Origin of the sequence: Allobosea robiniae (genome assembly GCF_900102525.1) — a bacterium.
GTDB lineage: Bacteria > Pseudomonadota > Alphaproteobacteria > Rhizobiales > Beijerinckiaceae > Allobosea > Allobosea robiniae.
This window is the reverse complement of sequence record NZ_FNBZ01000005.1, coordinates 227935-252838: the sequence shown is the minus strand read 5'-3', so window position 1 is coordinate 252838 and position 24904 is coordinate 227935. Positions and strand designations below refer to the sequence as shown.

At 67.2% G+C, this 24904-nt stretch carries 25 protein-coding genes; 13 read left to right on the top strand and 12 right to left on the bottom strand.

Annotation, left to right across the window (positions count from 1 at the left end; all coding sequences use genetic code 11):
- The first annotated feature begins 159 nt into the window (after positions 1 to 159).
- Complete coding sequence (locus BLQ70_RS15655) at positions 160 to 1191, top strand: LLM class flavin-dependent oxidoreductase (protein ID WP_091858830.1); 1032 nt, start codon at positions 160 to 162, stop codon at positions 1189 to 1191.
- A gap of 51 nt (positions 1192 to 1242) precedes the next feature.
- On the opposite strand, the gene BLQ70_RS15650 is transcribed toward BLQ70_RS15655, so the two are convergent.
- Positions 1243 to 1740: an Lrp/AsnC family transcriptional regulator gene (locus BLQ70_RS15650; protein WP_061968714.1), complete on the bottom strand. Its 498-nt coding sequence runs from the start codon at positions 1738 to 1740 to the stop codon at positions 1243 to 1245.
- Between the two features lie 228 nt (positions 1741 to 1968).
- Between BLQ70_RS15650 and BLQ70_RS15645 the strand changes: the two genes are divergently transcribed.
- The 5 genes from BLQ70_RS15645 (at position 1969) to BLQ70_RS15625 (ending at position 7487) form a co-directional block, all read left to right on the top strand.
- The gene (locus BLQ70_RS15645) at positions 1969 to 3228 is read left to right on the top strand and encodes a 3-methyl-2-oxobutanoate dehydrogenase (2-methylpropanoyl-transferring) subunit alpha (protein WP_091858827.1); all 1260 of its coding nucleotides are present in this window, start codon (positions 1969 to 1971) and stop codon (positions 3226 to 3228) included.
- A 4-nt stretch (positions 3229 to 3232) separates the two neighbouring features.
- Positions 3233 to 4249 carry an alpha-ketoacid dehydrogenase subunit beta gene (locus BLQ70_RS15640; protein ID WP_091858824.1) on the top strand — a complete coding sequence of 339 codons (1017 nt, stop codon included), beginning with the start codon at positions 3233 to 3235 and terminating at the stop codon, positions 4247 to 4249.
- Entirely contained in the window at positions 4249 to 5547 is a 1299-nt protein-coding gene (locus BLQ70_RS15635; protein ID WP_091858314.1) for a dihydrolipoamide acetyltransferase family protein, read from the top strand. Before BLQ70_RS15640 ends, BLQ70_RS15635 begins: the two co-directional genes overlap by 1 nt.
- Before the next feature lie 10 nt (positions 5548 to 5557).
- Entirely contained in the window at positions 5558 to 6955 is a 1398-nt protein-coding gene (gene lpdA / locus BLQ70_RS15630) for a dihydrolipoyl dehydrogenase (RefSeq protein ID WP_091858311.1), read from the top strand.
- Positions 6956 to 7079: 124 nt separating this feature from the next.
- A complete protein-coding gene (locus BLQ70_RS15625) occupies positions 7080 to 7487 on the top strand; it encodes a DUF983 domain-containing protein (RefSeq protein WP_061968707.1) in 408 nt (135 codons plus the stop codon).
- A 13-nt stretch (positions 7488 to 7500) separates the two neighbouring features.
- On the opposite strand, the gene BLQ70_RS15620 is transcribed toward BLQ70_RS15625, so the two are convergent.
- The gene (locus BLQ70_RS15620; protein WP_091858308.1) at positions 7501 to 8859 is read right to left on the bottom strand and encodes an aminotransferase-like domain-containing protein; all 1359 of its coding nucleotides are present in this window, start codon (positions 8857 to 8859) and stop codon (positions 7501 to 7503) included.
- A gap of 168 nt (positions 8860 to 9027) precedes the next feature.
- On the opposite strand from BLQ70_RS15620, the gene BLQ70_RS15615 reads away from it, so the two are divergent.
- The gene (locus BLQ70_RS15615; protein ID WP_091858305.1) at positions 9028 to 9516 is read left to right on the top strand and encodes an Lrp/AsnC family transcriptional regulator; all 489 of its coding nucleotides are present in this window, start codon (positions 9028 to 9030) and stop codon (positions 9514 to 9516) included.
- A 135-nt stretch (positions 9517 to 9651) separates the two neighbouring features.
- Here BLQ70_RS15615 and mgrA read toward each other — a convergent pair whose 3' ends face one another.
- The 3 genes from mgrA to BLQ70_RS15600 form a co-directional block, all read right to left on the bottom strand.
- Complete coding sequence (mgrA, locus tag BLQ70_RS15610) at positions 9652 to 10674, bottom strand: L-glyceraldehyde 3-phosphate reductase (protein WP_091858301.1); 1023 nt, start codon at positions 10672 to 10674, stop codon at positions 9652 to 9654.
- A 95-nt stretch (positions 10675 to 10769) separates the two neighbouring features.
- Positions 10770 to 12200, bottom strand: a complete 1431-nt coding sequence (locus tag BLQ70_RS15605; RefSeq protein ID WP_091858298.1) for an aldehyde dehydrogenase family protein — start codon at positions 12198 to 12200, stop codon at positions 10770 to 10772.
- Between the two features lie 248 nt (positions 12201 to 12448).
- Positions 12449 to 12886, bottom strand: coding sequence for an Lrp/AsnC family transcriptional regulator (locus BLQ70_RS15600; protein ID WP_091858294.1), 438 nt, complete (start codon positions 12884 to 12886; stop codon positions 12449 to 12451).
- A gap of 128 nt (positions 12887 to 13014) precedes the next feature.
- Here BLQ70_RS15600 and BLQ70_RS15595 point away from each other — a divergent pair, with 128 nt between their 5' ends.
- A complete protein-coding gene (locus BLQ70_RS15595; protein WP_091858292.1) occupies positions 13015 to 14073 on the top strand; it encodes an ornithine cyclodeaminase in 1059 nt (352 codons plus the stop codon).
- A gap of 3 nt (positions 14074 to 14076) precedes the next feature.
- Here the strand turns inward: BLQ70_RS15595 and BLQ70_RS15590 are convergent, their stop codons facing one another.
- Both BLQ70_RS15590 and ilvA read right to left on the bottom strand, forming a co-directional pair.
- Positions 14077 to 14955, bottom strand: coding sequence for a LysR substrate-binding domain-containing protein (locus tag BLQ70_RS15590; RefSeq protein WP_091858289.1), 879 nt, complete (start codon positions 14953 to 14955; stop codon positions 14077 to 14079).
- A 22-nt stretch (positions 14956 to 14977) separates the two neighbouring features.
- Entirely contained in the window at positions 14978 to 16597 is a 1620-nt protein-coding gene (ilvA, locus tag BLQ70_RS15585) for a threonine ammonia-lyase, biosynthetic (RefSeq protein ID WP_425284587.1), read from the bottom strand.
- Between the two features lie 97 nt (positions 16598 to 16694).
- Between ilvA and ggt the strand changes: the two genes are divergently transcribed.
- Together ggt and BLQ70_RS15575 are read left to right on the top strand one after the other, a co-directional pair.
- Complete coding sequence (ggt, locus tag BLQ70_RS15580) at positions 16695 to 18290, top strand: gamma-glutamyltransferase (RefSeq protein ID WP_091858286.1); 1596 nt, start codon at positions 16695 to 16697, stop codon at positions 18288 to 18290.
- An 89-nt stretch (positions 18291 to 18379) separates the two neighbouring features.
- Positions 18380 to 19393, top strand: coding sequence for a Gfo/Idh/MocA family protein (locus BLQ70_RS15575; RefSeq protein WP_091858819.1), 1014 nt, complete (start codon positions 18380 to 18382; stop codon positions 19391 to 19393).
- 9 nt (positions 19394 to 19402) lie between these two features.
- On the opposite strand, the gene BLQ70_RS15570 is transcribed toward BLQ70_RS15575, so the two are convergent.
- The 5 genes from BLQ70_RS15570 to pdxH form a co-directional block, all read right to left on the bottom strand.
- Positions 19403 to 19672: a hypothetical protein gene (locus BLQ70_RS15570; protein WP_348521636.1), complete on the bottom strand. Its 270-nt coding sequence runs from the start codon at positions 19670 to 19672 to the stop codon at positions 19403 to 19405.
- Between the two features lie 183 nt (positions 19673 to 19855).
- Complete coding sequence (locus BLQ70_RS15565; protein WP_091858284.1) at positions 19856 to 20299, bottom strand: TIGR02301 family protein; 444 nt, start codon at positions 20297 to 20299, stop codon at positions 19856 to 19858.
- Positions 20296 to 20778 (bottom strand): NUDIX hydrolase, encoded by a 483-nt coding sequence (locus tag BLQ70_RS15560; RefSeq protein ID WP_280140815.1) that lies wholly within the window; start codon positions 20776 to 20778, stop codon positions 20296 to 20298. The genes BLQ70_RS15565 and BLQ70_RS15560 overlap by 4 nt, the downstream gene beginning before the upstream one ends.
- A gap of 16 nt (positions 20779 to 20794) precedes the next feature.
- On the bottom strand, positions 20795 to 21517 hold the full coding sequence (locus BLQ70_RS15555) for an SDR family NAD(P)-dependent oxidoreductase (protein WP_082617531.1): 723 nt from the start codon (positions 21515 to 21517) through the stop codon (positions 20795 to 20797).
- Between the two features lie 67 nt (positions 21518 to 21584).
- Positions 21585 to 22199: a pyridoxamine 5'-phosphate oxidase gene (gene pdxH / locus BLQ70_RS15550; RefSeq protein WP_091858281.1), complete on the bottom strand. Its 615-nt coding sequence runs from the start codon at positions 22197 to 22199 to the stop codon at positions 21585 to 21587.
- A 124-nt stretch (positions 22200 to 22323) separates the two neighbouring features.
- Between pdxH and BLQ70_RS15545 the strand changes: the two genes are divergently transcribed.
- The 3 genes from BLQ70_RS15545 to fabI all read left to right on the top strand — a co-directional run bounded on the left by BLQ70_RS15545 (position 22324) and on the right by fabI (position 24880).
- Entirely contained in the window at positions 22324 to 22794 is a 471-nt protein-coding gene (locus tag BLQ70_RS15545; RefSeq protein WP_091858278.1) for an RT0821/Lpp0805 family surface protein, read from the top strand.
- A gap of 152 nt (positions 22795 to 22946) precedes the next feature.
- Positions 22947 to 23885, top strand: coding sequence for a DnaJ C-terminal domain-containing protein (locus BLQ70_RS15540; protein ID WP_091858275.1), 939 nt, complete (start codon positions 22947 to 22949; stop codon positions 23883 to 23885).
- A 155-nt stretch (positions 23886 to 24040) separates the two neighbouring features.
- Positions 24041 to 24880 (top strand): enoyl-ACP reductase FabI, encoded by an 840-nt coding sequence (gene fabI / locus BLQ70_RS15535; RefSeq protein WP_061968686.1) that lies wholly within the window; start codon positions 24041 to 24043, stop codon positions 24878 to 24880.
- The last annotated feature ends 24 nt before the right edge of the window (positions 24881 to 24904 follow it).

Here is a 24904-nt window from a genome sequence, read left to right as displayed (position 1 = left end):
AGTTCGCTGCCGTTGCAAGCGAGGCGGTTGCATTCGTGCAAACAGCCTGTTGCTGCCGGGGCAACGCCTGGAGAATTGCGCTGCGGCAATCCCGACCCTAACTCCCGGAAGCCGGGATGGCCGGCAGGCAAAGGGCTGCGCCGCAGCCTCGGGATGATCATGGCACAGGAACTGGAATTCGGGCTCGACACCTTCGGCGACGTCACCAACGGGGCGGACGGCAAGCCGCTGCCGCATGCGCAGGTGATCCGCAATCTGGTCGACGAAGCCGTCCTGGCCGACGAGATCGGTATCGACTTCATTGGCGTCGGCGAGCATCACCGCGCCGATTTCGCGGTCTCCGCGCCGGAGACGGTGCTGGCCGGCATGGCCACACGCACCAGCCGGATCAAGCTCGGCTCGGCCGTCACCGTGCTGAGCTCGGACGATCCGATCCGCGTCTTCCAGCGTTTCGCGACGGTCGATGCGCTCTCGAACGGCCGCGCCGAGGTCATCCTGGGTCGCGGCTCCTTCACCGAGTCCTTTCCGCTTTTCGGGCTGGACCTGCGTGATTATGAGAAGCTGTTCGAGGAGAAGCTGGATCTCTTCGCCGGCCTGCTGCCGCAGGAGCCGCTGACTTGGCAAGGCTCGATCCGCTCGCCGCTGAAGGACCAGCTCGTCTATCCGCCGGTGGAGAACGGCCCGCTCAAGACCTGGATCGGCGTCGGCGGCAGCCCGGAATCGGTGGTCCGCGCGGTACGCTACGACCTGCCCTTGATGCTCGCCATCATCGGTGGTGATCCGCTGCGCTTCAAGCCTTTCGTGGATTTGTACCACCGTGCCTATGGCCAGATCGGCAAGCCGGCCAAGCCCGTCGGCGTGCATTCGCCGGGCTACATCGCGGCGACCGACGAGCAGGCGAAGGAGGAGTTCTTCCCGGCCTACAAGCAGATGCGTGACCGCATCGGCGCCGAGCGCGGCTGGCCGCCGATGGGCCGTGACGAGTTCGAGCAGGAGGTCGCGCGCGGGTCGCTCTATCTCGGCTCGCCCGAGACGGTGGCCCGCAAGATCGCCGCGACGGCGAAGGGGCTGGGCATCGCTCGCTTCCAGCTGAAATACAGCGCCGGCCCGCTGGCGCACGAGAAGGCGATGGCGTGCATCCGGCTCTACGGCGAGAAGGTCGTGCCGCTGGTGCGGGAGATGTTGGCCTGAAGCATTCCCGAAGGCCGTCATTCTCGGGTCAAGCCCGAGCATGACGGCCATTTAACCGACCACCTTCAGCGGATCGACCGACAACGTCCGCTTCAGCGCCCTCAAGCCAAACGTCGTCCGCGTCTGCCGGACACCCGGAATGCGGTAGATCGTTCCGCGCAGGAAGCGCTCGTAATGGTCGGTGCCGCTGACCACGACCTTGGCGAGATAATCGTACTCGCCGGTCACCAGATGCGCCTCGACCACCTCCGGCGCCCGGCTCAGGGCCTCGCCGCACTGGTCGAGCACCTTGTCATCATGCTTGTCGAGCGTGATCTCGACGAAGACGATATTGTTGTAGCCGAGCGCCTTGTGGTCGAGCAGCGCGACGTATTTCTCGATCGCGCCGGACTCCTCCAGCCGTTTCACCCGCGTCCAGCAGGGGGAGGGCGAGAGTCCCACCTTCTCGGCCAGCGCCTGCGTCGTGAGCCGCCCGTCGTCCCGCAACGCAGCGAGAATCTTGCGATCGATCAGATCGAGAGCAGGACCATTCTGGCTCTTTTTGTTCATCGGACGATCATTCTGAGAATGGGGTGAATGGCAGGTGTTTCTTCTGCCCGATTTCGCCGTTTCCGGCAAATTCGGAATGAACCTCCGAACCGTCCCCGCTAGCGTTGGTTGCAAGGGGAACGATCGCCGGTCGGCTGTGCGCCTTGCCGCATCTCTGAAGAGCGCCACAGGCGCTTGCGGGATGCGCGCGAAGGCGGAATGCTGGCGGCGTCAGGGATGGAGGCGCTCATGAGCAGCGACAAGTCAGGCCAGGCGCCGGCAGCAACCCAGCCACTGCAGTTCCATGTCCCCAAGCCGGCGAGTCGTCCGGGCGAGAAGCCCGATTTCTCCCATGTCGTGATCCCGAAAGCGGGTTCGGTCGCGCGCCCGCCGGTCGATGTCGACCCCAAGGACATCCGCGATCTCGCCTATTCGATCATCCGCGTACTCAACCGCGAGGGGGAGGCGGTCGGCCCCTGGGTGCCCGATCTCTCGCATGAGGACCTGATCCGCGGCCTGCGCCACATGATGACGCTGCGCACCTTCGACGGGCGCATGCAGATGGCGCAGCGCCAGGGCAAGACCTCGTTCTACATGCAGCACACCGGCGAGGAAGCGGTGAGCTGCGCCTTCCGCATCGCGCTCCAGCCCGGCGACATGAACTTCCCGACCTATCGCCAGGCCGGCCTGCTGATCGCGCACGACTATCCGCTCGTCGACATGATGTGCCAGATCTACTCGAACGAGCGCGACCCGATGAAGGGCCGGCAATTGCCGGTGATGTACTCCTCCAAGGAGCATGGCTTCTTCTCGATCTCCGGCAATCTCGCGACGCAATACGTGCAGGCCGTCGGCTGGGCGATGGCCTCGGCGATCAAGAACGACACCCGCATCGCCGCCGCCTGGATCGGTGACGGCTCGACGGCGGAATCGGATTTCCACGCCGCCCTCGTCTTCGCCTCGACCTACAAGGCGCCGGTCGTGCTCAACGTCGTCAACAACCAGTGGGCGATCTCGACCTTCCAGGGCATCGCACGCGGCGGCTCCGGCACTTTTGCCGCAAGGGGGCTCGGTTTCGGCATCCCGGCTTTGCGCGTCGACGGTAACGACTACCTCGCGGTCTATGCGGTCGCGCAATGGGCGGTCGAGCGTGCCCGCCGCAATCTCGGGCCGACGCTGGTCGAGTACGTCACCTATCGCGCCGGCGCCCATTCCACCTCGGATGACCCCTCCGCCTATCGCCCCAAGCATGAATCCGACGACTGGCCGCTCGGCGACCCGCTGATCCGCTTGAAGCAGCATCTGATCGCGGTCGGCGCCTGGTCGGAGGAGCGCCACAAGCAGGCGGAGGCCGAGATTCTTGCCACCGTCATCGCGGCGCAGAAGGAAGCCGAGAGCTTCGGCACCCTGCATTCCGGCGGCAAGCCCTCGGCGCGCGACATCTTCGAGGACGTCTATGCCGAGCTGCCGCCGCATCTGCGCCGCCAGCGCCAGCAGATCGGAGTCTGACGCGATGGCACGCATGACGATGATCGAGGCGATCCGCTCCGCCATGGACGTCTCCATGGGCCGCGACGACGATGTCGTGGTCTTCGGCGAGGATGTCGGCTTCTTCGGCGGCGTCTTCCGCTGCACCCACGGGCTGCAGCAGAAATACGGGGTCTCCCGCTGCTTCGACGCGCCGATCAGCGAGGCCGGCATCGTCGGCACCGCGATCGGTATGGCCTCCTATGGCCTCAAGCCCTGCATCGAGATCCAGTTCGCCGACTACATGTACCCGGCCTATGACCAGATCGTCTCGGAAGCGGCCCGGCTGCGCTACCGCTCGGCCGGCGATTTCACCTGCCCGCTGGTGATCCGCATGCCGACCGGCGGTGGCATCTTCGGCGGTCAGACCCACAGTCAGAGCCCGGAAGCGCTGTTCACCCATGTCTCCGGCCTGAAGACGATCGTCCCGTCCAACCCCTACGACGCCAAGGGCTTGCTGATCGCCGCGATCGAGGACCCCGACCCGGTGATCTTCCTGGAGCCGAAGCGGCTCTATAACGGCCCCTTCGACGGCCATCACGATCGCCCGGTCACGGCCTGGTCGAAGCATGAACTCGCCGAGGTGCCGGAGGGCCATTACACCGTGCCGCTCGGCAAGGCGGTGACGCGGCGCGAGGGCTCGGCCGTCACCATCCTCGCCTATGGCACCATGGTCCATGTCGCGCTCGCCGCCGCCGAGGATACCGGCATCGACGCCGAGGTCATCGACCTGCGCACGCTGGTTCCGCTCGATCTGGAGGCGATCCTGGCTTCGGTCCAGAAGACCGGCCGCTGCATCGTGCTGCACGAGGCGACGCTGACCTCCGGCTTCGGCGGCGAGCTTGCGGCGCTGGTGCAGGAACACTGCTTCTACCATCTGGAAGCGCCGGTGATGCGCGTCACCGGTTGGGACACGCCCTATCCGCATGCGCAGGAATGGGACTATTTCCCCGGCCCCGCCCGCCTCGGACAGGCGCTGCGCGACATCATGGAGGCACGCTGATGGCCGAGCGCATCATCAAGCTGCCGGATGTCGGCGAGGGCATCGCGGAAGCCGAGCTCGTCGAGTGGCACGTCAAGGTCGGCGACATCGTTCGCGAGGACGACCTGCTCGCCGCCGTGATGACCGACAAGGCGACGGTCGAGATTCCCTCGCCGGTCGAGGGCGAGGTTACCTGGGTCGGCGCCGAGGTCGGCGACACCGTCGCGATCGGCTCGGCCATCGTGAAGCTGAAGGTTGCAGGCGACGGTGCCGCGACCGAGGAGCCCGCTGAGGAAGCGCCTGCTGAAAAGCCGGCTCCTGTCGCCGCGCCGGCCAAGGCCGAAAAGCCTGCCGCACCGGCGGCCCCCGCCAAGCCGGCCGCACCGCCCCAGCCAGCCCCCAAGCACGCGCGCGCCAGCACAGCCCCCGCCCAGCGCCGCGCGCCGGGCGAGAAGCCGCTGGCCTCGCCGGCCGTGCGCCTGAAGGCGCGCGAGGCCGGGGTCGATCTGCGCCAGGTCCAGGGCACCGGCCCCGCCGGCCGGATCAGCCATCAGGATATCGACGCCTTCCTGCTGCGCGGCCCTGAGCCGGCGCGGGGCGGTGGGCTCGTCGAGCAGAGCGCCGTCACCGAGGTCAAGGTTGTCGGCCTGCGCCGCCGCATCGCCGAGAAGATGGCGCTGTCGAAATCGCGCATCCCGCACATCACCATCGTCGAGGAGGTCAACGTCTCGCCGCTGGAGGATTTGCGCGCGACGCTGAACAAGAAGCCGACGCCGGAGCGGCCGAAGCTGACGCTGCTGCCCTTCCTGATGCGCGCCATGGTCAAGGCGCTCGCCGAGCAGCCGGCGCTGAACGCGCTCTATGACGACGATGCCGGCATCGTGCGCCAGCATGCCGCGATCAATATCGGCATCGCCACGCAGACGCCGACCGGCCTGATCGTCCCGGTGGTGAAACATGCCGAGGCGCGCGATCTCTGGGGCTGCGGCATCGAGCTCGCCCGCCTCGCCGAGCGCGGCCGCGACGGCACCGCGACGCGCGACGAGCTCACCGGCTCGACCATCACCATCACCTCGCTCGGCGCGCTCGGCGGCATCGCGACCACGCCGGTGATCAACTATCCTGAAGTCGCCATCGTCGGCGTCAACAAGATGGTCGTCAGGCCCGTCTGGGACGGCACCACCTTCGTGCCGCGCAAGATGATGAACCTCTCCTCCAGCTTCGACCACCGCGTCATCGATGGCTGGGACGCTGCCGTCTTCGTGCAGCGGCTGAAGGAGCTGCTGGAGAACCCGGCCACGCTCTTCGTGGACATCTGAGGAGCGTGCCATGACCGAGATCACCTGCAAGCTCCTCGTCATCGGCGCCGGCCCCGGCGGCTATGTCTGCGCCATCCGTGCCGGCCAGCTCGGCATCGACACCGTCATCGTCGAGAGCACCAAGCTCGGCGGTTCCTGCCTCAATGTCGGCTGCATCCCCTCCAAGGCGATGATCCATGTCGCCGAGGAATTCGAGAAGGCGGCGGAAGCCGCCGCCGGCAAGACGCCCTTCGGCTTGACTGCGGCCGAGCCGAAGCTCGACCTGAAACAGGCCGTGGCCTGGAAGGACGGCATCGTCCAGCGCCTCAACAACGGCGTCGCCGGCCTGCTGCGCAAGGCCAAGGTCAAGATCGTCCATGGCAAGGCCCGCTTCCGCGACGGCAAGACCGTCGTGGTCGAGACCGAGACCGGTCCGAAGACGATCCAGGCCGAGGCCATCGTCATCGCAACCGGCTCCGCTCCGGTCGAATTGCCCTTCCTGCCCTTCGGCGGCAACGTCATCTCCTCCACCGGCGCGCTGGCGCTGACCGAGGTTCCGAAGCGTCTCGTCGTGGTCGGCGGCGGCTATATCGGGCTGGAACTGGGCACCGCCTTCGCCAAGCTCGGCGCCAAGGTCAGCGTGGTCGAGGCGCAGGACAAGATCCTGCCGCTCTACGATGCCGAGCTGACCGGCCCCATCTCCAAGCGCCTGACCGCGCTCGGCGTCGAGGTGCTGCTAGGGGCCAAGGCGCTCGGCCCGACGCCCAAGGGCGATGGCCTGCGCATCGAGACGGCAGACGGCAAGGAGCGCAGCCTGCCGGCCGACAGGATCCTGGTCACGGTCGGCCGCAAGCCGGTCACGGATGGTCTCGGTCTCGAAAACCTCGTGCTCGACATGGATGGCCGCTTCATCCGCATCGGCGAGCGCTGCGAGACCGCGATGCGCGGCATCTACGCCATCGGCGACGTCACCGGCGAGCCGATGCTGGCGCATCGCGCCATGGCGCAGGGCGAGATGGTGGCGGAGATCGTCGCCGGCCTGCCCCGAGCCTGGGACAAGCGCGGCATCGCGGCGATCTGCTTCACCGATCCCGAGATCGTCTCGGTCGGTCTCTCACCGGACGAGGCCAAGCGCGCCGGCCATGAGCTCAAGATCGGCCAGTTCCCCTTCGCCGCCAATGGCCGCGCCATGACCCGCCATGGCGAAGCTGGCTTCGTGCGCGTCGTCGCGCAGGCCGGCAGCGAACTGGTGCTCGGTATCCAGGCGGTCGGACAGGGCGTCTCGGAATTGTCGGCGGCTTTCGGGCTCGCGATCGAGATGGGCGCGACCCTGCAGGACATCGCCGGCACGATCCACGCCCATCCGACGCTGGGCGAGGCCTTCCCGGAAGCCGCGATGAAGGCGCTGGGTCACGCGCTGCATATCTGAGCGCTCCCCGCGACCGATCCGCGCAGGCAGCCAGCTAAGATGCATACAATCTTGACATTGTCTGCATCGAGCGCGATCTGAAGGATGACGCCAAATGAACGGCGCCGTCCCGAGGAGACATTCCATGTCCGGCGAGCACTGGCCGCCACTCTCTCCGCTCCAGACCGGCCTGCGCGGCCGCTGCCCGCGCTGTGGGCAGGGCAAGATGTTCGAGGGCTTCCTGAAGCTGAAGCCGAAATGCGAGAATTGCGGCCTGGATTATTCCTTCGCCGACCCCGCTGACGGCCCGGCCTTCTTCGTGATGATGTTCCTCTGCATCCCGGCCGTGGCGTTCCCGCTCTGGCTGGAATTGAGCTACAATCCGCCGACCTGGGTGCATCTGGTCACGACATTGCCGCTGATCCTGGCGACCTGCATCCCGCCCTTGCAGCCGCTCAAGGGCTGGCTGATCGCCTCGCAATATTTCCACAAGGCGGAGGAGGGCCGGCTCGCCCGCGCGGTGCCGCAGGACAAGCCGGTCGCCTCCAACTGAGCCAGCCGGGCGCTCAGCCCCCGTCGCGGATCAATGCGGCGAGCAGGCCGAGCGCTTCCGCCAGCCGCGCCCGTTCCGGAATCGCACCCAGCGCAATCCGGATCGCATCCGGCGCCACGCCGCCCGTGCTGAAGGCATCGGCGGCCATCACGCCAAGCCCGGCCTCGCGGGCGCGCTCGATCAACCGGTCGCGCGCCCAATGGGCGGGCAGGGGCTGCCAGACATGCAGGGCATGCGGATGAGCCTGCATCGTCTCGGGTAGGATCCCCCGCGCCAGCGTTTGCCGTTCAGCCGCCTCGTGCCGCACGCCATCCAGCAGGTCTTTCGCCGCGCCGATCCTGATCCAATGCGCCGCGAGCGCCGTCATCAGGGGGGCCGGCATCAGCGCTGTCGCCCGCAATGCGGCGAGGAACGGCGTGCTGTCGGCCCCCTCCGGCATCGCCATGAAAGCCGTGCGCAGGCCGGGCGTCAGCACCTTGGACAAGGTTGCGACATGCCATGTCCGCTCGGGCGCCAGCGCGGCCAGCGGCACGGGCGCATCGCCCGCGAGCAGGCTGTAGGGGTCGTCCTCGATCAGGGTGAGATCACGTTTGCGGGCGACGGCGATGAGGTCGATGCGGCGCCTTTCCGGGATCGTGATGCAGGTCGGATTCTGCAGCGTCGGCGTCAGCGCGAACAGCCTCGCGTCGTAGCGGCCGGCGGCCTCGTCGAGCGCATCCGGGAGCGGGCCGTTTTCATCGCTTGCGACCGGAGCCATCGCGAGCCCACGTTGCCGCGCCGCACCGATCAGGCCGGGATAGGCCAGCGGCTCCATCAGAATCGTCTCGCCGGGCCCGGCTAGCAGCGAGAGCAAGGCGTTGAGCCCGGTCTGGGCACCGGGAACGACGGCGATGCGCTGCGGGGAAACCGTGCCCATCAGAGGCGCGAGCCATGCCGCACCGGCTGCGCGCTCCGCGAGAGAGCCGGCTCCGCCATGATAGTTCATCAACTGGTCGGCATCGCTGCGCGCCAGGATCTCGGCGATGCCGCGCTGCATGAGCTCGCCCAGCCGCAGCCCCTTCGGCGCCGGCGGGATCGTCATGCTGAGGTCGAGCGGCGGGCCTTCCTGTTCCTGTCGCGCCGAGATGAAGGAGCCGCGCCCCGTCACCGCGTCGATCAAGCCGCGCTCGCGGGCCTCGCCGAAGGCCCGGGTTACGGTCGTGAGATCGACGGCGAGGTGCTCGGCGAGCCGGCGCTGTGGCGGCAACCGGTCGCCGGGCCGCAATAGCCCAGTCGCGACGGCCCCTTCGAGCTGAGCGACGATCTGGAGATAGCGCGGCCCGGCCGCCGGATCGAGCTGGGCGGTCCAGGAAAGCCCGTCATTGTCGACCATCGCTGAACAGGTTCCATACATTCAATGGATTGTAGGTATCGCATAGCGCGGCCGGGCTCCCCACGCCAGTGCCATGCCGTCGCCGCTGTTCGCTTCCGCGGCGATGCCGGTGGCGATGCGCGGCCTCTCCTGTCATAGAGCGATTTCAGCCGGGACCGGAGACAGGGCATGGCACGCCTGCGCCTCGATGCGCTCGACCGCAAGATCATCGCGGAATTGCAGATCAATTCGCGCCTCTCGGTGCAGGATCTGGCCGAGCGCGTGGGTCTGTCGGCCTCGCCCTGCGCGCGCCGCATCCGCATTCTGGAGGAAGCGGGCGTCATCACCGGCTATGCCGCGATCATCGACCAGACCAAGGTCGGTCTGCCGATCAGCGTCTTCGTCTCGATCAAGCTGGAGCGCCAGCGCGAGGACGAGCTCGACCGCTTCTCGCAGGCGGTGGCGCGCTGGCCCGAAGTGGTCGATTGCTACCTGATGACGGGTCAGCGCGATTATCTGATGCGCATCGTCGTGCGCGACCTGCCTGCCTATGAGCGCTTCCTCAAGGACAAGCTCACCCGCCTCGACGGCGTCGCCTCGATCGAGTCGAGTTTTGCGCTGGGGCAGGTGAAGCGCTCCAGCGCACTCCCGATCGCGGCGGTGCCGGAGGAGGATTAAGCGAGATTGCTTCGAGAGATCGTCATGGTCGGGCTTGTCCCGACCATCCACGTTTTTGCCGAGCGAGGGCGGTGTTCAAGACGTGGATGCTCGCCACGGGGGCGAGCATGACGGTTGTTCACTGCAAGAACGGTGTCAGCGCTCCGCCGAAGCCGCCCAGATATTGATCCCGCCATCGACGGCATGCTTGTCGATCGCCGCCAGCTCCTCCGCCGAGAATTCAGGGTTCTTCAGCGCCGCGACGCAATCCGTCACCTGCTCCGGCCGGCTCGCGCCGATCAGGGCGGAGGTGACCCGTCCGCCGCGCAGCACCCAGGCGATCGCCATCTGCGCGAGGCTCTGGCCACGCGCGGCGGCGATTTCGTTCAGCGCCGCGATGCTCCTGATATTAGCCTCGCTGAGGAAGCCATCGCGGAAGGAGGGCGCCTTCTTGTCGGCGCGGCTGCCGGCGGGCACGCCCTTCAGGTACTTGTCGGTCAGCATGCCCTGCGCCAGCGGCGAGAACACGATCGAGCCGATGCCTTCCGCGTCGAGCGTGTCGAGCAGGCCGTCCTGCTCGATCCAGCGGTTGAGCATCGAATAGCTCGGCTGGTGGATCAGGCAGGGCGTGCCGAGCCGGCGCAGGATCGCGACCGCCTCCTGCGTGCGCTTCGCGTTGTAGGAGGACAGGCCGACATAGAGCGCCTTGCCCTGGCGCACGATGGCGTCGAGCGCGCCCATCGTCTCCTCAAGCGGCGTGTTCGGGTCGAAGCGGTGCGAATAGAAGATGTCGACATAGTCGAGCTTCATCCGCTTCAGGCTCTGGTCGAGGCTGGAGATCAGGTATTTGCGGCTGCCCCATTCGCCATAGGGGCCCGGCCACATCCGGTAGCCGGCCTTGGTCGAGATCACGAGCTCGTCGCGATAACCCGCGAAATCCTGGCCCAGAATCTCGCCGAAAGCGGTCTCGGCCGATCCGGGCGGGGGCCCGTAATTATTGGCGAGGTCGAAATGGGTGATGCCGAGGTCGAAGGCCGTGCGGCAGATCTCGCGCATATTGGCGTGGCTGCCGGTCTCGCCGAAATTCTGCCAGAGGCCGAGCGAGAGCGCCGGCAATTGCAGCCCGCTGCGGCCGCAGCGGTTGTAGCGCATCGCGTCGTAGCGGTTCGGATTGACCATGGCTCGGCCCTCTCAAACGATTGAAACGGAGAATAAAATGAAGGCCCGGCGGCTTTTGGTCCACCGGGCCTCGTTGTCGTCAGATCGCGATACGATCAGGCCGCGGCGTAGCCGACCGTGCCCTTGATCTCCAGGAACTCCTCGAGGCCGAAATCGGCATATTCGCGGCCGTTGCCGGACTGCTTGTAGCCGCCGAAGGGCGCGCCCGCGTCCCAGGCCGGGTAGTTGATATAGACATTGCCCGCGCGCATCTGGCCCGCGATCTTGCGGGCGCGCTCCTGCGAGCCGGACTGGACATAGGCAGCCAGGCCGTAGGGCGTGTCGTTGGCGCGCGAGACCACCTCGTCGTCGCTCTTGTAGGGCAGGATCGACAGCACGGGGCCGAAGATTTCCTCGCGGGCGATCGCCATCTCGTCGGTCACGCCGCCGAACACGGTCGGACGGACATAGTAGCCGCGGTTGAGCCCTTCCGGACGGCCAGCGCCGCCGGTGACCAGCGTCGCGCCTTCCTTGATGCCGGCCTCGATCAGGCGCTGGATCTTGTCGTACTGGACCTCGCTGACGACGGGGCCGAGGAAGACGCCGTCCGCCGAGGGAGCCCCGACCTTGAGCGGCTCGGCCACCTGCTTGGCGATGGCGAGGGCCTCCTCATGCAGCTTCTCCGGCACGAACATCCGGGTCGGTGCATTGCAGGACTGGCCGGAGTTGCGCATCACGCTCTCGACGCCGAGCTTCACAGACTTCTTCAGGTCGGCATCATCAAGGATGATGTTGGCCGACTTGCCGCCGAGCTCCTGATGCACGCGCTTGACGGTATCCGCCGCCGCCTTGGCAACGAGGATGCCGGCGCGCGTCGAGCCGGTGAAGGAGACCATGTCGACGCCCGGATGGCGCGAGATGGCTTCGCCGACCGTCGGGCCGTCGCCGTTGACGAGGTTGAACACGCCCTTCGGCACGCCGGCCTCTTCCATCGCTTCCGCGAAGATGATGGCGTTGAGCGGGGCGATCTCGGAGGGCTTGAGCACCATGGTGCAGCCGGCGGCGAGCGCGGGCGCAACCTTGCACATGATCTGGTTGAGCGGCCAGTTCCACGGCGTGATCATGCCGACGACGCCGATCGGCTCCTTGGCGATCAGGGTGGTGCCGCGCAGCTCCTCGAACTCGAAGTTCTCGAGGGTCTCGATCATCTTGGCGAGATGGGCGGTGCCCATCGCGGCCTGCGCCCGGTGCGCCAGCTCTTTCGGCGCGCCCATCTCGCGCGACAGGATATTGGCGATGTCGTCGTAGCGCTTCTTGTAGGCCTCGGCGAGGCGGCGCATCAGGGCGAGGCGCTCGGCCTTCGAGGTCGCAGCGAAGGCCGGGAAAGCGGCGCGGGCGGCGGCGACGGCCTTGTCGACATCGGCCTGCTCGCCGAGCGCGATCGTGGCGAAGACCTCCTCGTTCGACGGATCGATCACGCCGAGCGTGCGATTGCCGGACGGCTTCACCCACTGGCCGTCGATATAGAATTCGAGCTCATGCGCCATGTCTGGTCTCCTGCCTTGGTCTTGGCTCAAGACGCGGACAGCCTGCCGGGAAACGGCCGATCATCCATGCCCCGAGCGGGAACTGTGGTGTCCGACGCGAACGGGCGGCCCTGCGCGATCATGCATCGCCGGCCGCCACCAACGCTGTATCTGACGAGGCATAACGTTAGGGGGCGGATGCGCGCCTGTCACGGGGCGCCGCGTCGCGTTTGCGGATGGCGGCCATGCAGTGGCGCTTCTTGTGGGGGCTAGAGCCGCGCCTTGACGCTGCGCGGCGTCGCCAGCAGTAGGCTGGTCTCGCTGTTGGTCACGCCGGGGATCATGCGGATATGCCTGAGCACTTGGTCGAAGGCGATCAGGTCGGAGGTGCCGAGCTCGACCACGAGGTCCCAGTTGCCGTTGGTGGTGTGGATGCTGGAGACCTCGGTGAAGCCGGAGAGCGCATCGATCACCGAATCCGCCGCCTGCCCGGCGATCTCGATCATCGTGATGCCGCGTACGGGTAAGTCGATGGCGTCCGAGCGGAGGATCACGGTGAAGCCGATGATCTCGCCGGATTGCTCCAGCTTCTCCAGCCGGGCCCGCACCGTCGCCCGCGTCAGGCCGAGATCGGCGGCGAGGTCCGAGATGCTGCGCCGTCCGTCATGGCGCAGCAGGGTGATGAGCTTGCGGTCGAGATCGTCCATTGCTCGAAATGGATAGATGACTTTGTCATATCGATCAATCTTGGCGCCGATCTGGTCGTTTTGGTTTCTATCGCCTGCCGCCAAAAACAGGGACAATCGCTCCTTCAACGAGAACAGCGCGGGGACCCATGATTCAGCAGCTCAACGTCGTGCCTTTCGTCAGCGTCGACCACATGATGAAGCTGGTCCATGCGATTGGTATCGAGCGGATGCTGTCCGAGATCGCCGGCTATATCGAGGATGATTTCCGGCGCTGGGAGATCTTCGACAAGACACCGCGCGTCGCCTCGCACAGCCTCGAAGGCGTGATCGAACTAATGCCGACCAGCGACGGCAAGCTCTACGGCTTCAAATACGTGAACGGCCACCCCAAGAACATGAAGGCGGGCCTCCAGACCGTCACCGCCTTCGGCCTGCTCTCGGATGTCGCGACCGGCTACCCCGTGCTGCTCTCCGAGATGACCTTCCTGACCGCGCTGCGCACGGCGGCGATGTCGGCGGTGGCTGCGAAGCATCTCGCGCCGAAGAATGCCGCGACCATGGCCATCATCGGCAACGGCGCCCAGTCCGAATTCCAGGCCTTCGCTTTCCGCGCGATCCTCGGCATCGAGAACCTGCGACTCTACGACGTTGATCCGGCGGCGACCGAGAAATGCGCCCGCAACCTCGCCCGCCACGGCTTCAGGATCACGCGCTGCGCCACCGCGATGGAAGCGGTCGAGGGCGCCGAGATCGTCACCACCGTCACGGCCGACAAGCAGTACGCGACGATCCTGACCGACAACATGGTCGGCGCTGGCATCCATATCAACGCGGTCGGCGGCGACTGCCCCGGCAAGACCGAGATTCACCGCGACGTGCTGCTGCGCTCCTCGATCTTCGTCGAATATCCGCCGCAGACCCGCATCGAGGGCGATACCCAGCAGCTCGACGCCGATCACCCGGTCGAGGAGCTCTGGAAGGTCATCACGGGAGCGGTTCAGGGCCGAACCGATGCACGACAGATCACGATGTTCGACTCGGTCGGCTTCGCGATCGAGGACTTTTCGGCACTGCGTTATGTCTACGAGCGCATCCGCGAGGCCGGCACTTATGTCGATCTCGACCTGATCGCCGATCCCGATGATTCCCGCGATCTCTTCGGCATGCTGATGCGCGCCGCACCGGGCTCGGCTGCGGCGGCCTGAGGCTCAGCCAGCCTGACTAAGCGCGAGGAACGCCGCCGCCGCCTTGGCGAGGTAGCGTTCCTTGTGGCGCAACGCGAGGAAGCGGCGCTTCGGCAGCGGCAGCGCCACGGTGGCGAGGCGTCCGGCGGCGATGGCGTTGGCGGCGACGAGCCGCGAGATCGCGGTCGCGCCCGCGCCGGCCGCAACCGCGGCGCAGATCGCCTCGTTGGACGGCAGTTCCAGCGCCACGCTGAGGTCGTCTGCCGCGAGGCCGAGTCCCGGCAGCGCCGCCTCGAACATCGCCCGTGTTCCCGAGCCCGCTTCGCGAAGGACCCAGCCGCCTCGCGAGAGCTCCTCGGCTGATGGGGTGCTCTTCGCCCAGGGGTGGCCAGCCGGCACGACGATAACGAGTTCGTCTTCGTCGACCTCGGTCATGGAGAGGGCCGGGTCGTCGATCTCGCCTTCGATGAAGCCGAGATCGGCGACGCCGTCACGGATGGTGGCGCTCACGGTTTCGGTATTGCCGATCGCGAGCGAGACGGCGATGCCGGGATGCTCCCGGCGAAAGCGCTGGATCACCGGCGGCAGCCAGTAATTCGCCACGGTCTGGCTCGCCACCAGTGCAAGCGAGCCGCGCGCCAGCCCCGAGAGATCGGAGAGTACGGCTTCGGCAGCTGTCGCTCGCGCCAGCACGGCGCGGGCCTCGATCAGGAAGAGCTTGCCGGCTTCGGTCAGGGCGATACGCCGGCCGATCCGGTCGAACAGCTTGGTCGCATAGCGCCCCTCCAGCGTCGTGATCGCGGAACTCACCGCCGATTGCGTGAGGTTGAGGGCCCGCGCGCCTTGCGTCAGGTGCTCGCGTTCGGCGACGGCGACGAAGATGCGCAGCTGTTCGAGCGTCATGCTTCCACCTTAAGCCGATTATTCACGGCGCCGGCATCTCCGCCAGGAACGACAGATAGGCCGGGTTGTCGCTCTCGCTCCAATAGGGATAGCCGAGCGCATCGAGCCGCTTTGCGAGCTGCCCGCGCTGGGCCGGCGGGATCTGGATGCCCGCGAGGATGCGGCCGTAATCGGCGCCGTGGTTGCGGTAATGGAAGAGCGAGATGTTCCAATCGGCCGAAAGGCTGTTGAGGAATTTCAGCAGCGCGCCCGGCCGCTCCGGGAACTGGAAGCGGAAGATCAATTCGTCGCCGAGCCCCGGCGCCTTGCCGCCGACCATGTAGCGGATATGCAGCTTGGCCAGCTCGTTGTCGCTCATGTCGAGCACGGGATAGCCGCGCTCGGTCAGCATCGCGATGATCTGGTGCTTCTCGGCATCGCCCTCGGAAAGCTGCACGCCGACGAAGATGCGCGCGGCCGTCGGATCGGAATAGCGATAGTTGAACTCGGTGATGGCGCGCCGGCCGAGCAGTTCGATGAAGGCGCGGTAGGCACCGGGTTTTTCCGGGATTGTCACAGCCAGCAGCGCCTCGCGATGCTCGCCGATCTCGGCCCGCTCGGCGATATGGCGCAGGCGGTCGAAATTCATGTTCGCGCCGCTGTTGATCGCGATCAGCGCGCCGCTGCGCTTGGCCTCGCGCGCCGCATAGGCCTTCAAGCCCGCGAGGCTGACGGCACCGGACGGTTCGGCGATGGCGCGGGTATCCTCGAAGATGTCCTTTACCGCCGCGCAGATCTCGTCGGTCGAGACGGTGACGACCTCGTCGAGCAATTCGCGGCAGAGCCTGAACGTCTCCTCGCCCGCCTGCCGCACCGCGACGCCGTCAGCGAAGAGCCCGACCTGATCGAGCACGACGCGTTCCCCGGCAGCGATAGCACCGGCCATCGAAGCGGCATCCTCCGGTTCGACGCCGATCACCTTGATCTCGGGCCGCAGGAACTTGGCGTAGACTGCGACGCCGGCCGCGAGTCCGCCGCCGCCGATCGGCACGAAGATCGCCTCGATCGGCTCGGAATGCTGGCGCAGGATCTCCATGCCGACCGTGCCCTGGCCGGCAATGACGTCCGGATCGTCATAGGGATGGACGAAGGTCAGCCCCTTCTCGGCTTCGAGCTTGCGGGCATGGCCATAGGCTTCGTCGAAATTCTCGCCATGCAGCACGACGCGCCCGCCGAGGCTGCGCACCGCCTGAACCTTGATGTCGGGCGTGGTGCGCGGCATCACGATGGTCGCCTTGATGCCGAGCTTCTTCGCCGCCAGCGCCACGCCCTGCGCATGGTTGCCGGCCGAGGCGCAGATCACGCCGCGCTCGGCCTCGATGGCGGAAAGCCCGGCGATCTTGTTGTAGGCGCCGCGTAGCTTGAACGAGAAGACGGGCTGCAGGTCCTCGCGCTTCAGCAGGGCGCTGCCGCCGATGCGGGCGGACAATCGCGGCAGCGGGTCGAGCGGGCTTTCGATCGCGACGTCATAGACGCGCGCCCCGATGATCTTGCGGATGTAGTCTTGCATGGCCGGCCCGTCCTTCCCGGTCGCGATAGCCCTCCGCGCCGGGATGTCAATCGCGACAGTTGCGTGCGGCGAGGGGCAGGTGGCGTCGGCCATGCGCGAGGCGGGATTGCCAAGCCCCCGGCCGGCGCGCGAAAGCGTTGGGGGAAACAAGGCGCCGCGCAGCGACGGCGCCGCAGAGGTGGAGACGAGCATGAGCTGGGGCAATCGCGATTTCATGGTGCCGGGCCGCCCGGTTGCGGTCGGCGACCGCGGCATGGCGGCGACCTCGCATCCGGCCTCGACGCTGGCCGCTGTCGATATCCTGCGCGCCGGCGGCAACGCCATCGATGCCGCCATCGCGGCGGTGGCCGTCCAGGCAGTGGTCGACCCGCATATGACCGGCATCGGCGGCGACTGCTTCGCGATCTACGCGCCGGCCAATGGCAAGATGGTTGCGATCAACGGCTCGGGCCGTTCGGCCGCCAAGGCTGAGCTCGGCTGGTTTCTCGGTCAGGGCATGACCTCGATCGCGGCGGATTCGCCCCACGCCGTCACGGTGCCCGGCGCCATCGACGCCTGGTGCCGCCTCGTCGCCGACCATGGCAGCAAGAGCCTGGAGGAAATCTTCTCAGCCGCGATCCGCGCCGCCGAGGAGGGCTTCGTGGTGACGCCGCGCGTCGCGCTCGACTGGGCCAAGGCCCGTGGCCGCATCGAGAAGCACGGCCTCGGCAACGCCGTCTACCTGCCGGGCGGCAATCCCCCGGCCGTCGGCGACAAGATGGTCCATCCGGCGCTCGGCAATATGCTGCGCCGCATCGCCCGCGAGGGCCGCTCGGCCTTCTACGAGGGCGAACTCGCCGAGGATATGGTCGGCGTACTCCGTGCCGCCGGCAGCCTGATCGGGCTTGATGACTTCGCCGCCTCGAAGCCGGATTATGTCGATCCGATCGGCGCCGATTATCGCGGCCACCGCCTCTGGGAATGCCCGCCGAACGGCCAGGGCATCGCCGCGCTCCTGATCGCGCGCATCCTTGAAGGCTTCGACATGAAGGACGAGAAGCTCAGCGAGGCCGACCGGATCCATCTCCTCGCCGAAGCCAGCAAGGCCGCCTATCGCCAGCGTGACGCGCTGGTCGCCGACCCGGCTGTCAGCCCCTTCGACACGGACGCCTTCCTGTCGGACCCGTTCGTCGGCCGCATCCGCAAGGAGATCAGCCTGGAGAAGGCGGCGAAGCCCGAAGCCTTCGACATGCCGCTGCACAAGGACACGATCTATCTCTGCGTCGTCGATGGCCAGGGCAACATGGTGTCCTTCATCAACTCGCTGTTCTCCGCCTTCGGCAGTGGCATCTATGCGTCGAAGGCCGGCGTGATGCTGCAGAACCGCGGCTCGGGCTTCCGCCTGATCGAGGGCCATCCCAACGCCATCGCCCCGCGCAAGCGCCCGTTCCACACGATCATTCCGGGCATGCTGGCCAAGGACGGCAAGCCGATCATGCCGTTCGGTGTGATGGGCGGCCAGTACCAGTCGACCGGCCATGCCCATTTCCTCTCCGGCATCCTCGACCGCGGTTTCGACCCGCAGCAGGCCTCGGATGCGCCGCGCAGCTTCGCCTATGACGGCAAGCTCTCGCTGGAGACGACCATTCCCGCGAGCGTCGCCGCCGATCTCAAGGCGCGCGGCCATGACGTGGTCTGGTCCGAGGAGCCGCTCGGCGGCTGCCAGGCGATCTGGGTCGATCACAAGCGCGGCGTGATGTTCGGTGCCTCCGATCATCGCAAGGACGGCTTCGCGCTCGCCGTCTGAGGAACCGGCCCTTAACGCCCCTCCGCTATCGCTCGTCGCCAGCGAGGGAGGGGCGCTTGGCGCAGGACAAGCCATTCGGCTGGGGGATCATGGGCACCGGTGCCATCGCCGGGCTCTTCGCCGCCGATCTCGACCTGCCGCTGCAGGCGCGCATCGTTGCTGCTCATTCGCGCTCCCTTGAGAAGGCGCAGAGCTTTGTCGCGCGCTTCGACGGGGCGAAGGCTTATGACGACGAAGCCGCTTTTCTCGCCGATCCCGCGATCGAGGCGGTCTATATCGCGACACCGAACCATCTCCACGCCGCGCAGGCGCTGAAGGCCATCGCGGCCGGCAAGCCGGTGCTGATCGAGAAGCCGATCGCGCTCGCCAGCGCCGATGTCGAGGCGATCGCGCAGGCGGCGGGCGAGCGCGGTGTCTTCGCGATGGAAGCCCTGTGGAGCCGTTTCCTGCCGGCGGCGCGCCGGGCGCGAGAGCAGATCTCCGCAGGCCGTATCGGTGCAATCCGGCGCATCCGGGCCGATCTCTCCTATCTCCATCCCGAGGAACCGGGCAGCCGCTTCTACGATCCGGCTCTCGGGGGTGGAGCTGCCTTCGATCTCGGCGTCTATCCGCTGTCGCTGGCCCTGCATCTGCTCGGCGAGCCACAGGCCGTGAGGGGAAGCTGGCTCGCCGCCGGCACCGGCGTCGACCGGCGCAGCAGCTTCCGGCTGGACTATCCAACGGCGGTCGCGGAACTCTCCTGCGGTTTCGACCGGAACGGAGCGAACCGGCTCCTGATCGAGGGCGAGGCTGGCGGGCTCATCCTCGAGGCGCCATTCCTGAAGGTGCAGCGGCTGTCGTGGTATGTCGATGCCGACAAGGCAGTCGCGGCTTACGATCGCGGACCTGGTAGGCTGGCGCGTCTGCTCGACCGCTTGCCTCAGTCAGGGCGGCTCAGCGAAAGCTTCGCCTTTCCCGGCAATGGCCTTCAGTTCCAGGCGCAAGCCGTGATGGCGGCAGTGCGTGCGGGGAAGAGCGCCAGCGCGCAGATGCTGCTCGGCGAAAGCGCGGCCGTGCTGCGGATCATCGAGGCGGTAAGGGCCGGGCCGGCGGGGGCGGCCTGACCGGTTTGTTCAGTGCCGCGTGCCGCAGGTGAAGGCGCCGCAGCGGACCTTGTCGGCCAGCGTCTCGGCGAAAGTGGCGGTCGCGTCCTCGCCATAGGTCTCGACCAGCGTGCGAAGCGCCGCGAACAGCGCGGCATGGGCCATGGCGTCGGGATCGAGCCCGTCCTGCTGCGCCTCGTTGAACGCGTCCTCGACATAGCCATAGGCAACGCGGCGGACGTCGCCATGGTCCTCGGCGAGATTCGGGTCGAGCATCGTGTCGTCTGGCTGGATCGGCATCGAAACGGGACTCTTCAGCCTTCTGTCTGGCGCGAATCGCGGCGGTTTTGCCCCGGATCGCGACGGTTGGGCGATGCCCAAGACATAAGCCGTGCCAGAGCGGCACGCTACCATGGCCTTTAAGAAAGGTTAACGCGACCGGAAGAATCCGGTGGAAGTGCGCATTCCGGCAACAGCTGTTGCCTATCCGCCATAGCGCCCGGCGAGCGCGCGCGACAGCACCTCGCCTTCGGCTGCAAGTCGGGAAGAAGCCTCCTGGCTTGCCTCGGTACAGGAGCGATGGGTCAGGGAATAGGCCTTGAAGCCGCGATTGAAGGCTGAGGTTAACCGGTCGCGGCGCTGCGGCGTCCGGCCCTCGGCCTCGATCAGCGCGCTCATCCGCGCGCGCCAGTCCTGCGCCTCCCGGCCGCCGCAAAGCGTCCGGAGATAAGCCAGGGAACCCATGATCTCGGAGAGCTGCAGGAGCTGCGGCTCATAAGGCGGAGCGGTCGGTTCCGGGGCAGGCTGCTCGGCAGGCTTGGCTGCGGGCGGCTTCGCGGCCGGCTGTGACCGTTGCTGCGCCGCGGCCGCCATCGGCAACAGCAGGAGCGCAACCAGAAGCGCCGAATGGCGAAGCCCGATTCTCATGGTGCGGGGATACCCGCGATGAAGAGCTGGTGGGCGCGGCGCAGCACGTCGCCGAGCTCGCGCGTCGTCGCCAGCCCGCCGAGCTTGAGCGGGTCGGCCCACATCACCGCGCCGGCCTCAGGCCCCGTCCGCGGCTCGCCGGAGAGCCACTCGCCGATGAAGGAGGCGACGACGAAATGATGCGTCACGGCGCCCTTTGCATCGCGGCCGAAGATCTCGACATGGCGGTTGAAGCCAAGGATGCGGGCGGCGACGCCGACCTCTTCCTCCAGCTCGCGCAGGGCCGCTTCTTCAAGCGTCTCGCCGGCCTCGACCTTGCCGCCCGGCAGCGACCAGAGACGGTCGGCCGGCGGCTTGGTGCGCGTCGCCAGCAGAACCTTGCCGTCGCGGAAAACCGCGACGGAGGCTGCCAGAACCGGCCGCGCCGCGGCCCGGCCGGGCGTCGGGAAGCGGATGACCTGGCCGCCATCTCCCATCATGGCGCGGGCTCACGCATCAGACGTGCTGCCCGCCATTGATGTGAAGCTCCGAGCCGGTGACGTAGCTCGACTGGTCGGTACAGAGGAAATAGATCGCCTTGGCGACCTCGTCGGTCTTGCCCAGGCGCTTCATCGGCAGGGTCGCGACGATCTTCTCGGTACCCGGCGAGAGGATGGCGGTATCGATCTCGCCGGGCGAGATCGAGTTCACGCGGATGCCGAACGGCCCGAAATCGGCCGCCATCTCGCGGGTGAGGCTGGCGAGAGCCGCCTTGGAGGTGGCATAGGCGGCGCCCGCGAAGGGGTGCACGCGCGAGCCGGCGATCGAGGTGACGTTGACGATCGCGCCCTTCGCCACGGTGAGCTCGTCGAGCAGGCCGCGCGCCAGCATGATCGGCGCGAAGAAATTGACCTGGAAGACCTTGTGCCAGTCGTTGAAGGAGGTCGTGGCGGCGCCCAGCCGCTCGCCCTTCGGGCCCTTCGGCGAGATGCCGGCATTGTTGACCAGCGCGTTGAGCTTGCCGCCCTCTGCCGCTAGGCGCTTCTTGATCTCGGCGATGCCGCGCATCGTGTCCTCGGGGTCGCCGAGATCGATCTGGACATGGTCGTCGGCGCCCGACGGCCAGGGGCATTTGTCGGAGAAGGCCTGGCGCGAGCAGGACAGGATGCGCCAGCCCGCCATGGCGAACTGCATCACCGTGGCATGGCCGATGCCGCGGCTCGCCCCGGTCAAAAGCATGACCGGGCGCTTGCCGGCTTCGGTCTTCGGGAAATCGAACTTGGGCATCGCCATGGGGCAGGTGTCCTCAGGGGTAGAAGCGCGTCTTCGTCCAGGACGCGTCGGGCGCGTCGCGGCGGAAGATGATGCGGTCATGCAGGCGGAAAGCGCCGTCGCGCCAGAACTCGATATAGGTCGGGGTGATGCGAAACCCGCGCCAGTAGGGCGGGCGCGGAATCTCGCCGATGCCGAATTTCAGCGTGTAGCTCGCGACAGCCTTCTCGAGCGCGAAGCGGCTTTCCAGCGGGCGCGACTGCTGCGAGGCCCAGGCGCCGATCCGGCTGTCGCGCGGGCGGGACTGGTAATAAGCATCCGATTCGGCATCGCTGACGAGCGTCACCGTGCCGCGGATGCGGATCTGCCGGCGCAGGCTTTTCCAGTGGAACAGGGCGGCGGCCTTGGGCTGGCCGAGCAGTTCCTGGCCCTTCTGGCTTTCGGTGTTGGTGTAGAACACGAAACCGTCCGGTCCATGGCCCTTCAGCAGCACCATGCGGCTGTTGGGCATGCCCTCGGCATCGACGGTCGAGAGCGCCATGCCGGTCGGGTCGTTCGGCTCGGATTTCGTGGCCTCGTCCAACCACTTCTGGAACAAGGCGAAAGGCTCGTTTTCCTCGGTGAAGTCACCGCTCGTTAACGGTTGCACGTTCTAATCCTCGGTCAGTGGAAATGGGCGTCGGGCGAGCGCAGAAGTGATCCGGATTCGGGCGGCTGGTTTATATAGGGCAGGGGCGGGGGCGTTCCAAAGCCTCAACAGTTGCGCAGCCCCCATGCGCCCGCTGGCTGCCGCGGTGCTGCTGGGGCTGTTCGGCGCCGGCTGTTCGGTCTCTTTCCCCATCCTCGGCCTTTCGAGCAAGAGCGAGGACGAGGTCGCCGCGGCCTCGGCGATGACGACCTCCTCGGTCCTGCCGGCGCGTGGCGGCGATCGCTCCGGCGCGCTTGCGGGCCTGTCCTCCGAGCTCGGGCCGGAGGACATGCGCCGCGCCGACGGGGCGATGAGCGTGGCGCTCGATCCCCAGGGCAACGGCGCTCCCGTTTCCTGGGACAATCCCCAAAGTGGCATCAAGGGCTCCTTCATCCCGGTCGGTGGCCCTTTCCTGCGCTCCGACGAAATCTGCCGCGCCTTCATCGCCAGCGTCGAGACGCAAAGCCGGCCGGTCAAGTTGCAGGGCACGGCCTGCCGCCCTTCGGGCGGCGAGTGGGCGGTCAAGGACATGGAGCCCTGGAAGGGCCTGGGCTGAAGCTTTTTACCTGGCTTGCCTTGCCGCGAGGCCGGGTGCAGAACGGCCCCCGCCAGGTGTTGCGCACACGCCACACCGCCCCCACATTGGGCGAGGCGGACGGCTGGCGGTTCTCGCGCCGGCCGTTCGACTTTGTCTGAAAGAGGTTTTGGATGCGCGATCCCTATCAGGTTCTAGGCGTTGCCCGCGGCGCGAGCGATGCGGAGCTGAAGAAGGCCTTCCGCAAGCGCGCCAAGGAGCTACACCCGGACCGCAACCGGGACGACCCGAAGGCGCAGGACAAGTTCTCCGAGCTCAACGCCGCCTATGAAATCGTCGGCGACGAGACCAAGCGCAAGCAGTTCGACCGCGGCGAGATCGATGCCGAGGGCAAGCCGCGCTTCCAGGGCTTCGAGGGCATGGGCGCCGGCCGGGGCGGGCGCAGCGGCGGCTTCGAGTTCAATTTCGGCCAGGGCGGTGGCGGCCATCCCTTCGGCGGTCGCGGCGGCCCGGGCGGGGGCGCGGGCGATGCCGGCTTCGACGCCTCCGACATCTTCTCCTCGCTCTTCGGCGAGGCCGGCCGGCGCGCCCGCGGCAAGCCCGAGCCGCAGAAGCCGCCGGAGCAGAGTTTCACACTGGAGGTCACGCTGGCGCAGGCCGCGACCGGCGGCACGCGCCGGGTCAAGCTGCCGGGTGGGCGCGAGGTTGAGATCACCATCCCCGTGGGGGTGAGCGACGGCAAGGTGATGCGCCTGCGCGGGCTCGGCCAGATCGATCCGTACTCCGGCGAGGCCGGCGATGTGATGATGACCATCAAGGTCAAGCCGGATTCCCGCTTCGCGGTCGATGGCAACGACCTGCGCACCCGCGTCGCGGTGCCGCTCGCCAAGGCGGTGCTCGGCGGGCCGCTGCATGTGCCGACGCTGACCGGCGCGGTCGAGATGAACATCCCGCCGCTGACCGGCACGGCCCGGCAGTTCCGCCTGCGCGGCAAGGGCCTGAAGGGCGAAAAGGGCGCGGTCGGCGATCTCTTCGTCGCCATCGATATCGAGATGCCGGCGAGCGACGCGGAGCTGACGGCGCTGATGAAGGGGCGGGACGAGGCGAACTGAGCCGGCTCGGGCGCCGTTACAGCCGAAAACGAGCCGCGCGGGCTACGGATCGCGGTCTTATGCGTGATTCAGCCGTGGAGGCGGGCATCAAAGCGGTTCCCGTTTCCCTGCGACTGTTCTAAGAGACCTGCTCATCGTTCATCTGCGGGTTTCCCATGCCTGATTCCAACGCCGTTTCGCCGACCGCCAATCTCCTGAAGGGCAAGCGCGGGCTCGTGATGGGCGTCGCGAACAACCGGTCCATCGCCTGGGGCATCGCCAAGGCTGCGGCCGATGCGGGCGCTGAACTCGCCTTCACCTATCAGGGCGATGCGCTGAAGAAGCGGGTCGAGCCGCTCGCCAAGGAACTCGGCGGCCATGTCGTCGGCCATTGCGATGTCACTGACGGCGCGACCATCGACGCGGTCTTCGCCGAGGTCGAAAGGCTCTGGGGCAAGCTCGACTTCGTCGTCCATTGCATCGCCTTCTCCGACAAGGACGAATTGACCGGCCGCTATGTCGAGACCACCGAGGCGAATTTCTCGAAGTCGCTGCTGATCTCCTGCTATTCCTTCACGGCGATCACCCAGCGCGCCGAGAAGCTGATGCCCGATGGCGGCTCGCTGCTGACGCTGACCTATTACGGCGCCGAGAAATGGATGCCGCATTATAACGTCATGGGCATCGCCAAGGCGGCGCTGGAATCGAGCGTGCAGTATCTCGCCGCCGATCTCGGCCCCTCGAAGATCCGCGTCAACGCGATCTCGGCCGGCCCGATCAAGACGCTGGCGGCCTCCGGCATCGGCGATTTCCGCTACATCCTGCGCTGGAACGAGTACAACTCGCCGCTGCGCCGCACGGTCACCATCGAGGAGGTCGGCGAGACCGCGGTCTTCCTCGTCTCCGACATGTCGCGCGGCATCACCGGCGAGATCATGCATGTCGATGCCGGCTACCATGTCGTCGGCATGAAGGTGCCGACCGCGCCGGACATCTCCCTCGACAAGGGCGAGTGATCCCGCTCATCGGATCGACCGACT

Coding starts and splice junctions, on each gene's coding strand:
- BLQ70_RS15635 (WP_091858314.1), top strand. CDS start 4,249: ATGGCCGAGCGCATCATCAAGCTGCCGGATGTCGGCGAGGGCATCGCG.
- BLQ70_RS15645 (WP_091858827.1), top strand. CDS start 1,969: ATGAGCAGCGACAAGTCAGGCCAGGCGCCGGCAGCAACCCAGCCACTG.
- BLQ70_RS15555 (WP_082617531.1), bottom strand. CDS start 21,517: ATGCTTTTGACCGGGGCGAGCCGCGGCATCGGCCATGCCACGGTGATG.
- BLQ70_RS15600 (WP_091858294.1), bottom strand. CDS start 12,886: ATGGACGATCTCGACCGCAAGCTCATCACCCTGCTGCGCCATGACGGA.
- BLQ70_RS15650 (WP_061968714.1), bottom strand. CDS start 1,740: ATGAACAAAAAGAGCCAGAATGGTCCTGCTCTCGATCTGATCGATCGC.
- BLQ70_RS15595 (WP_091858292.1), top strand. CDS start 13,015: ATGATTCAGCAGCTCAACGTCGTGCCTTTCGTCAGCGTCGACCACATG.
- BLQ70_RS15570 (WP_348521636.1), bottom strand. CDS start 19,672: ATGCCGATCCAGCCAGACGACACGATGCTCGACCCGAATCTCGCCGAG.
- BLQ70_RS15560 (WP_280140815.1), bottom strand. CDS start 20,778: ATGATGGGAGATGGCGGCCAGGTCATCCGCTTCCCGACGCCCGGCCGG.
- BLQ70_RS15655 (WP_091858830.1), top strand. CDS start 160: ATGGCACAGGAACTGGAATTCGGGCTCGACACCTTCGGCGACGTCACC.
- BLQ70_RS15590 (WP_091858289.1), bottom strand. CDS start 14,955: ATGACGCTCGAACAGCTGCGCATCTTCGTCGCCGTCGCCGAACGCGAG.
- BLQ70_RS15540 (WP_091858275.1), top strand. CDS start 22,947: ATGCGCGATCCCTATCAGGTTCTAGGCGTTGCCCGCGGCGCGAGCGAT.
- fabI (WP_061968686.1), top strand. CDS start 24,041: ATGCCTGATTCCAACGCCGTTTCGCCGACCGCCAATCTCCTGAAGGGC.
- BLQ70_RS15640 (WP_091858824.1), top strand. CDS start 3,233: ATGGCACGCATGACGATGATCGAGGCGATCCGCTCCGCCATGGACGTC.
- BLQ70_RS15575 (WP_091858819.1), top strand. CDS start 18,380: ATGGGCACCGGTGCCATCGCCGGGCTCTTCGCCGCCGATCTCGACCTG.
- ggt (WP_091858286.1), top strand. CDS start 16,695: ATGAGCTGGGGCAATCGCGATTTCATGGTGCCGGGCCGCCCGGTTGCG.
- BLQ70_RS15605 (WP_091858298.1), bottom strand. CDS start 12,200: ATGGCGCATGAGCTCGAATTCTATATCGACGGCCAGTGGGTGAAGCCG.
- BLQ70_RS15625 (WP_061968707.1), top strand. CDS start 7,080: ATGTCCGGCGAGCACTGGCCGCCACTCTCTCCGCTCCAGACCGGCCTG.
- BLQ70_RS15565 (WP_091858284.1), bottom strand. CDS start 20,299: ATGAGAATCGGGCTTCGCCATTCGGCGCTTCTGGTTGCGCTCCTGCTG.
- lpdA (WP_091858311.1), top strand. CDS start 5,558: ATGACCGAGATCACCTGCAAGCTCCTCGTCATCGGCGCCGGCCCCGGC.
- BLQ70_RS15615 (WP_091858305.1), top strand. CDS start 9,028: ATGGCACGCCTGCGCCTCGATGCGCTCGACCGCAAGATCATCGCGGAA.
- BLQ70_RS15620 (WP_091858308.1), bottom strand. CDS start 8,859: ATGGTCGACAATGACGGGCTTTCCTGGACCGCCCAGCTCGATCCGGCG.
- mgrA (WP_091858301.1), bottom strand. CDS start 10,674: ATGGTCAATCCGAACCGCTACGACGCGATGCGCTACAACCGCTGCGGC.
- BLQ70_RS15545 (WP_091858278.1), top strand. CDS start 22,324: ATGCGCCCGCTGGCTGCCGCGGTGCTGCTGGGGCTGTTCGGCGCCGGC.
- ilvA (WP_425284587.1), bottom strand. CDS start 16,597: ATGGCCGACGCCACCTGCCCCTCGCCGCACGCAACTGTCGCGATTGAC.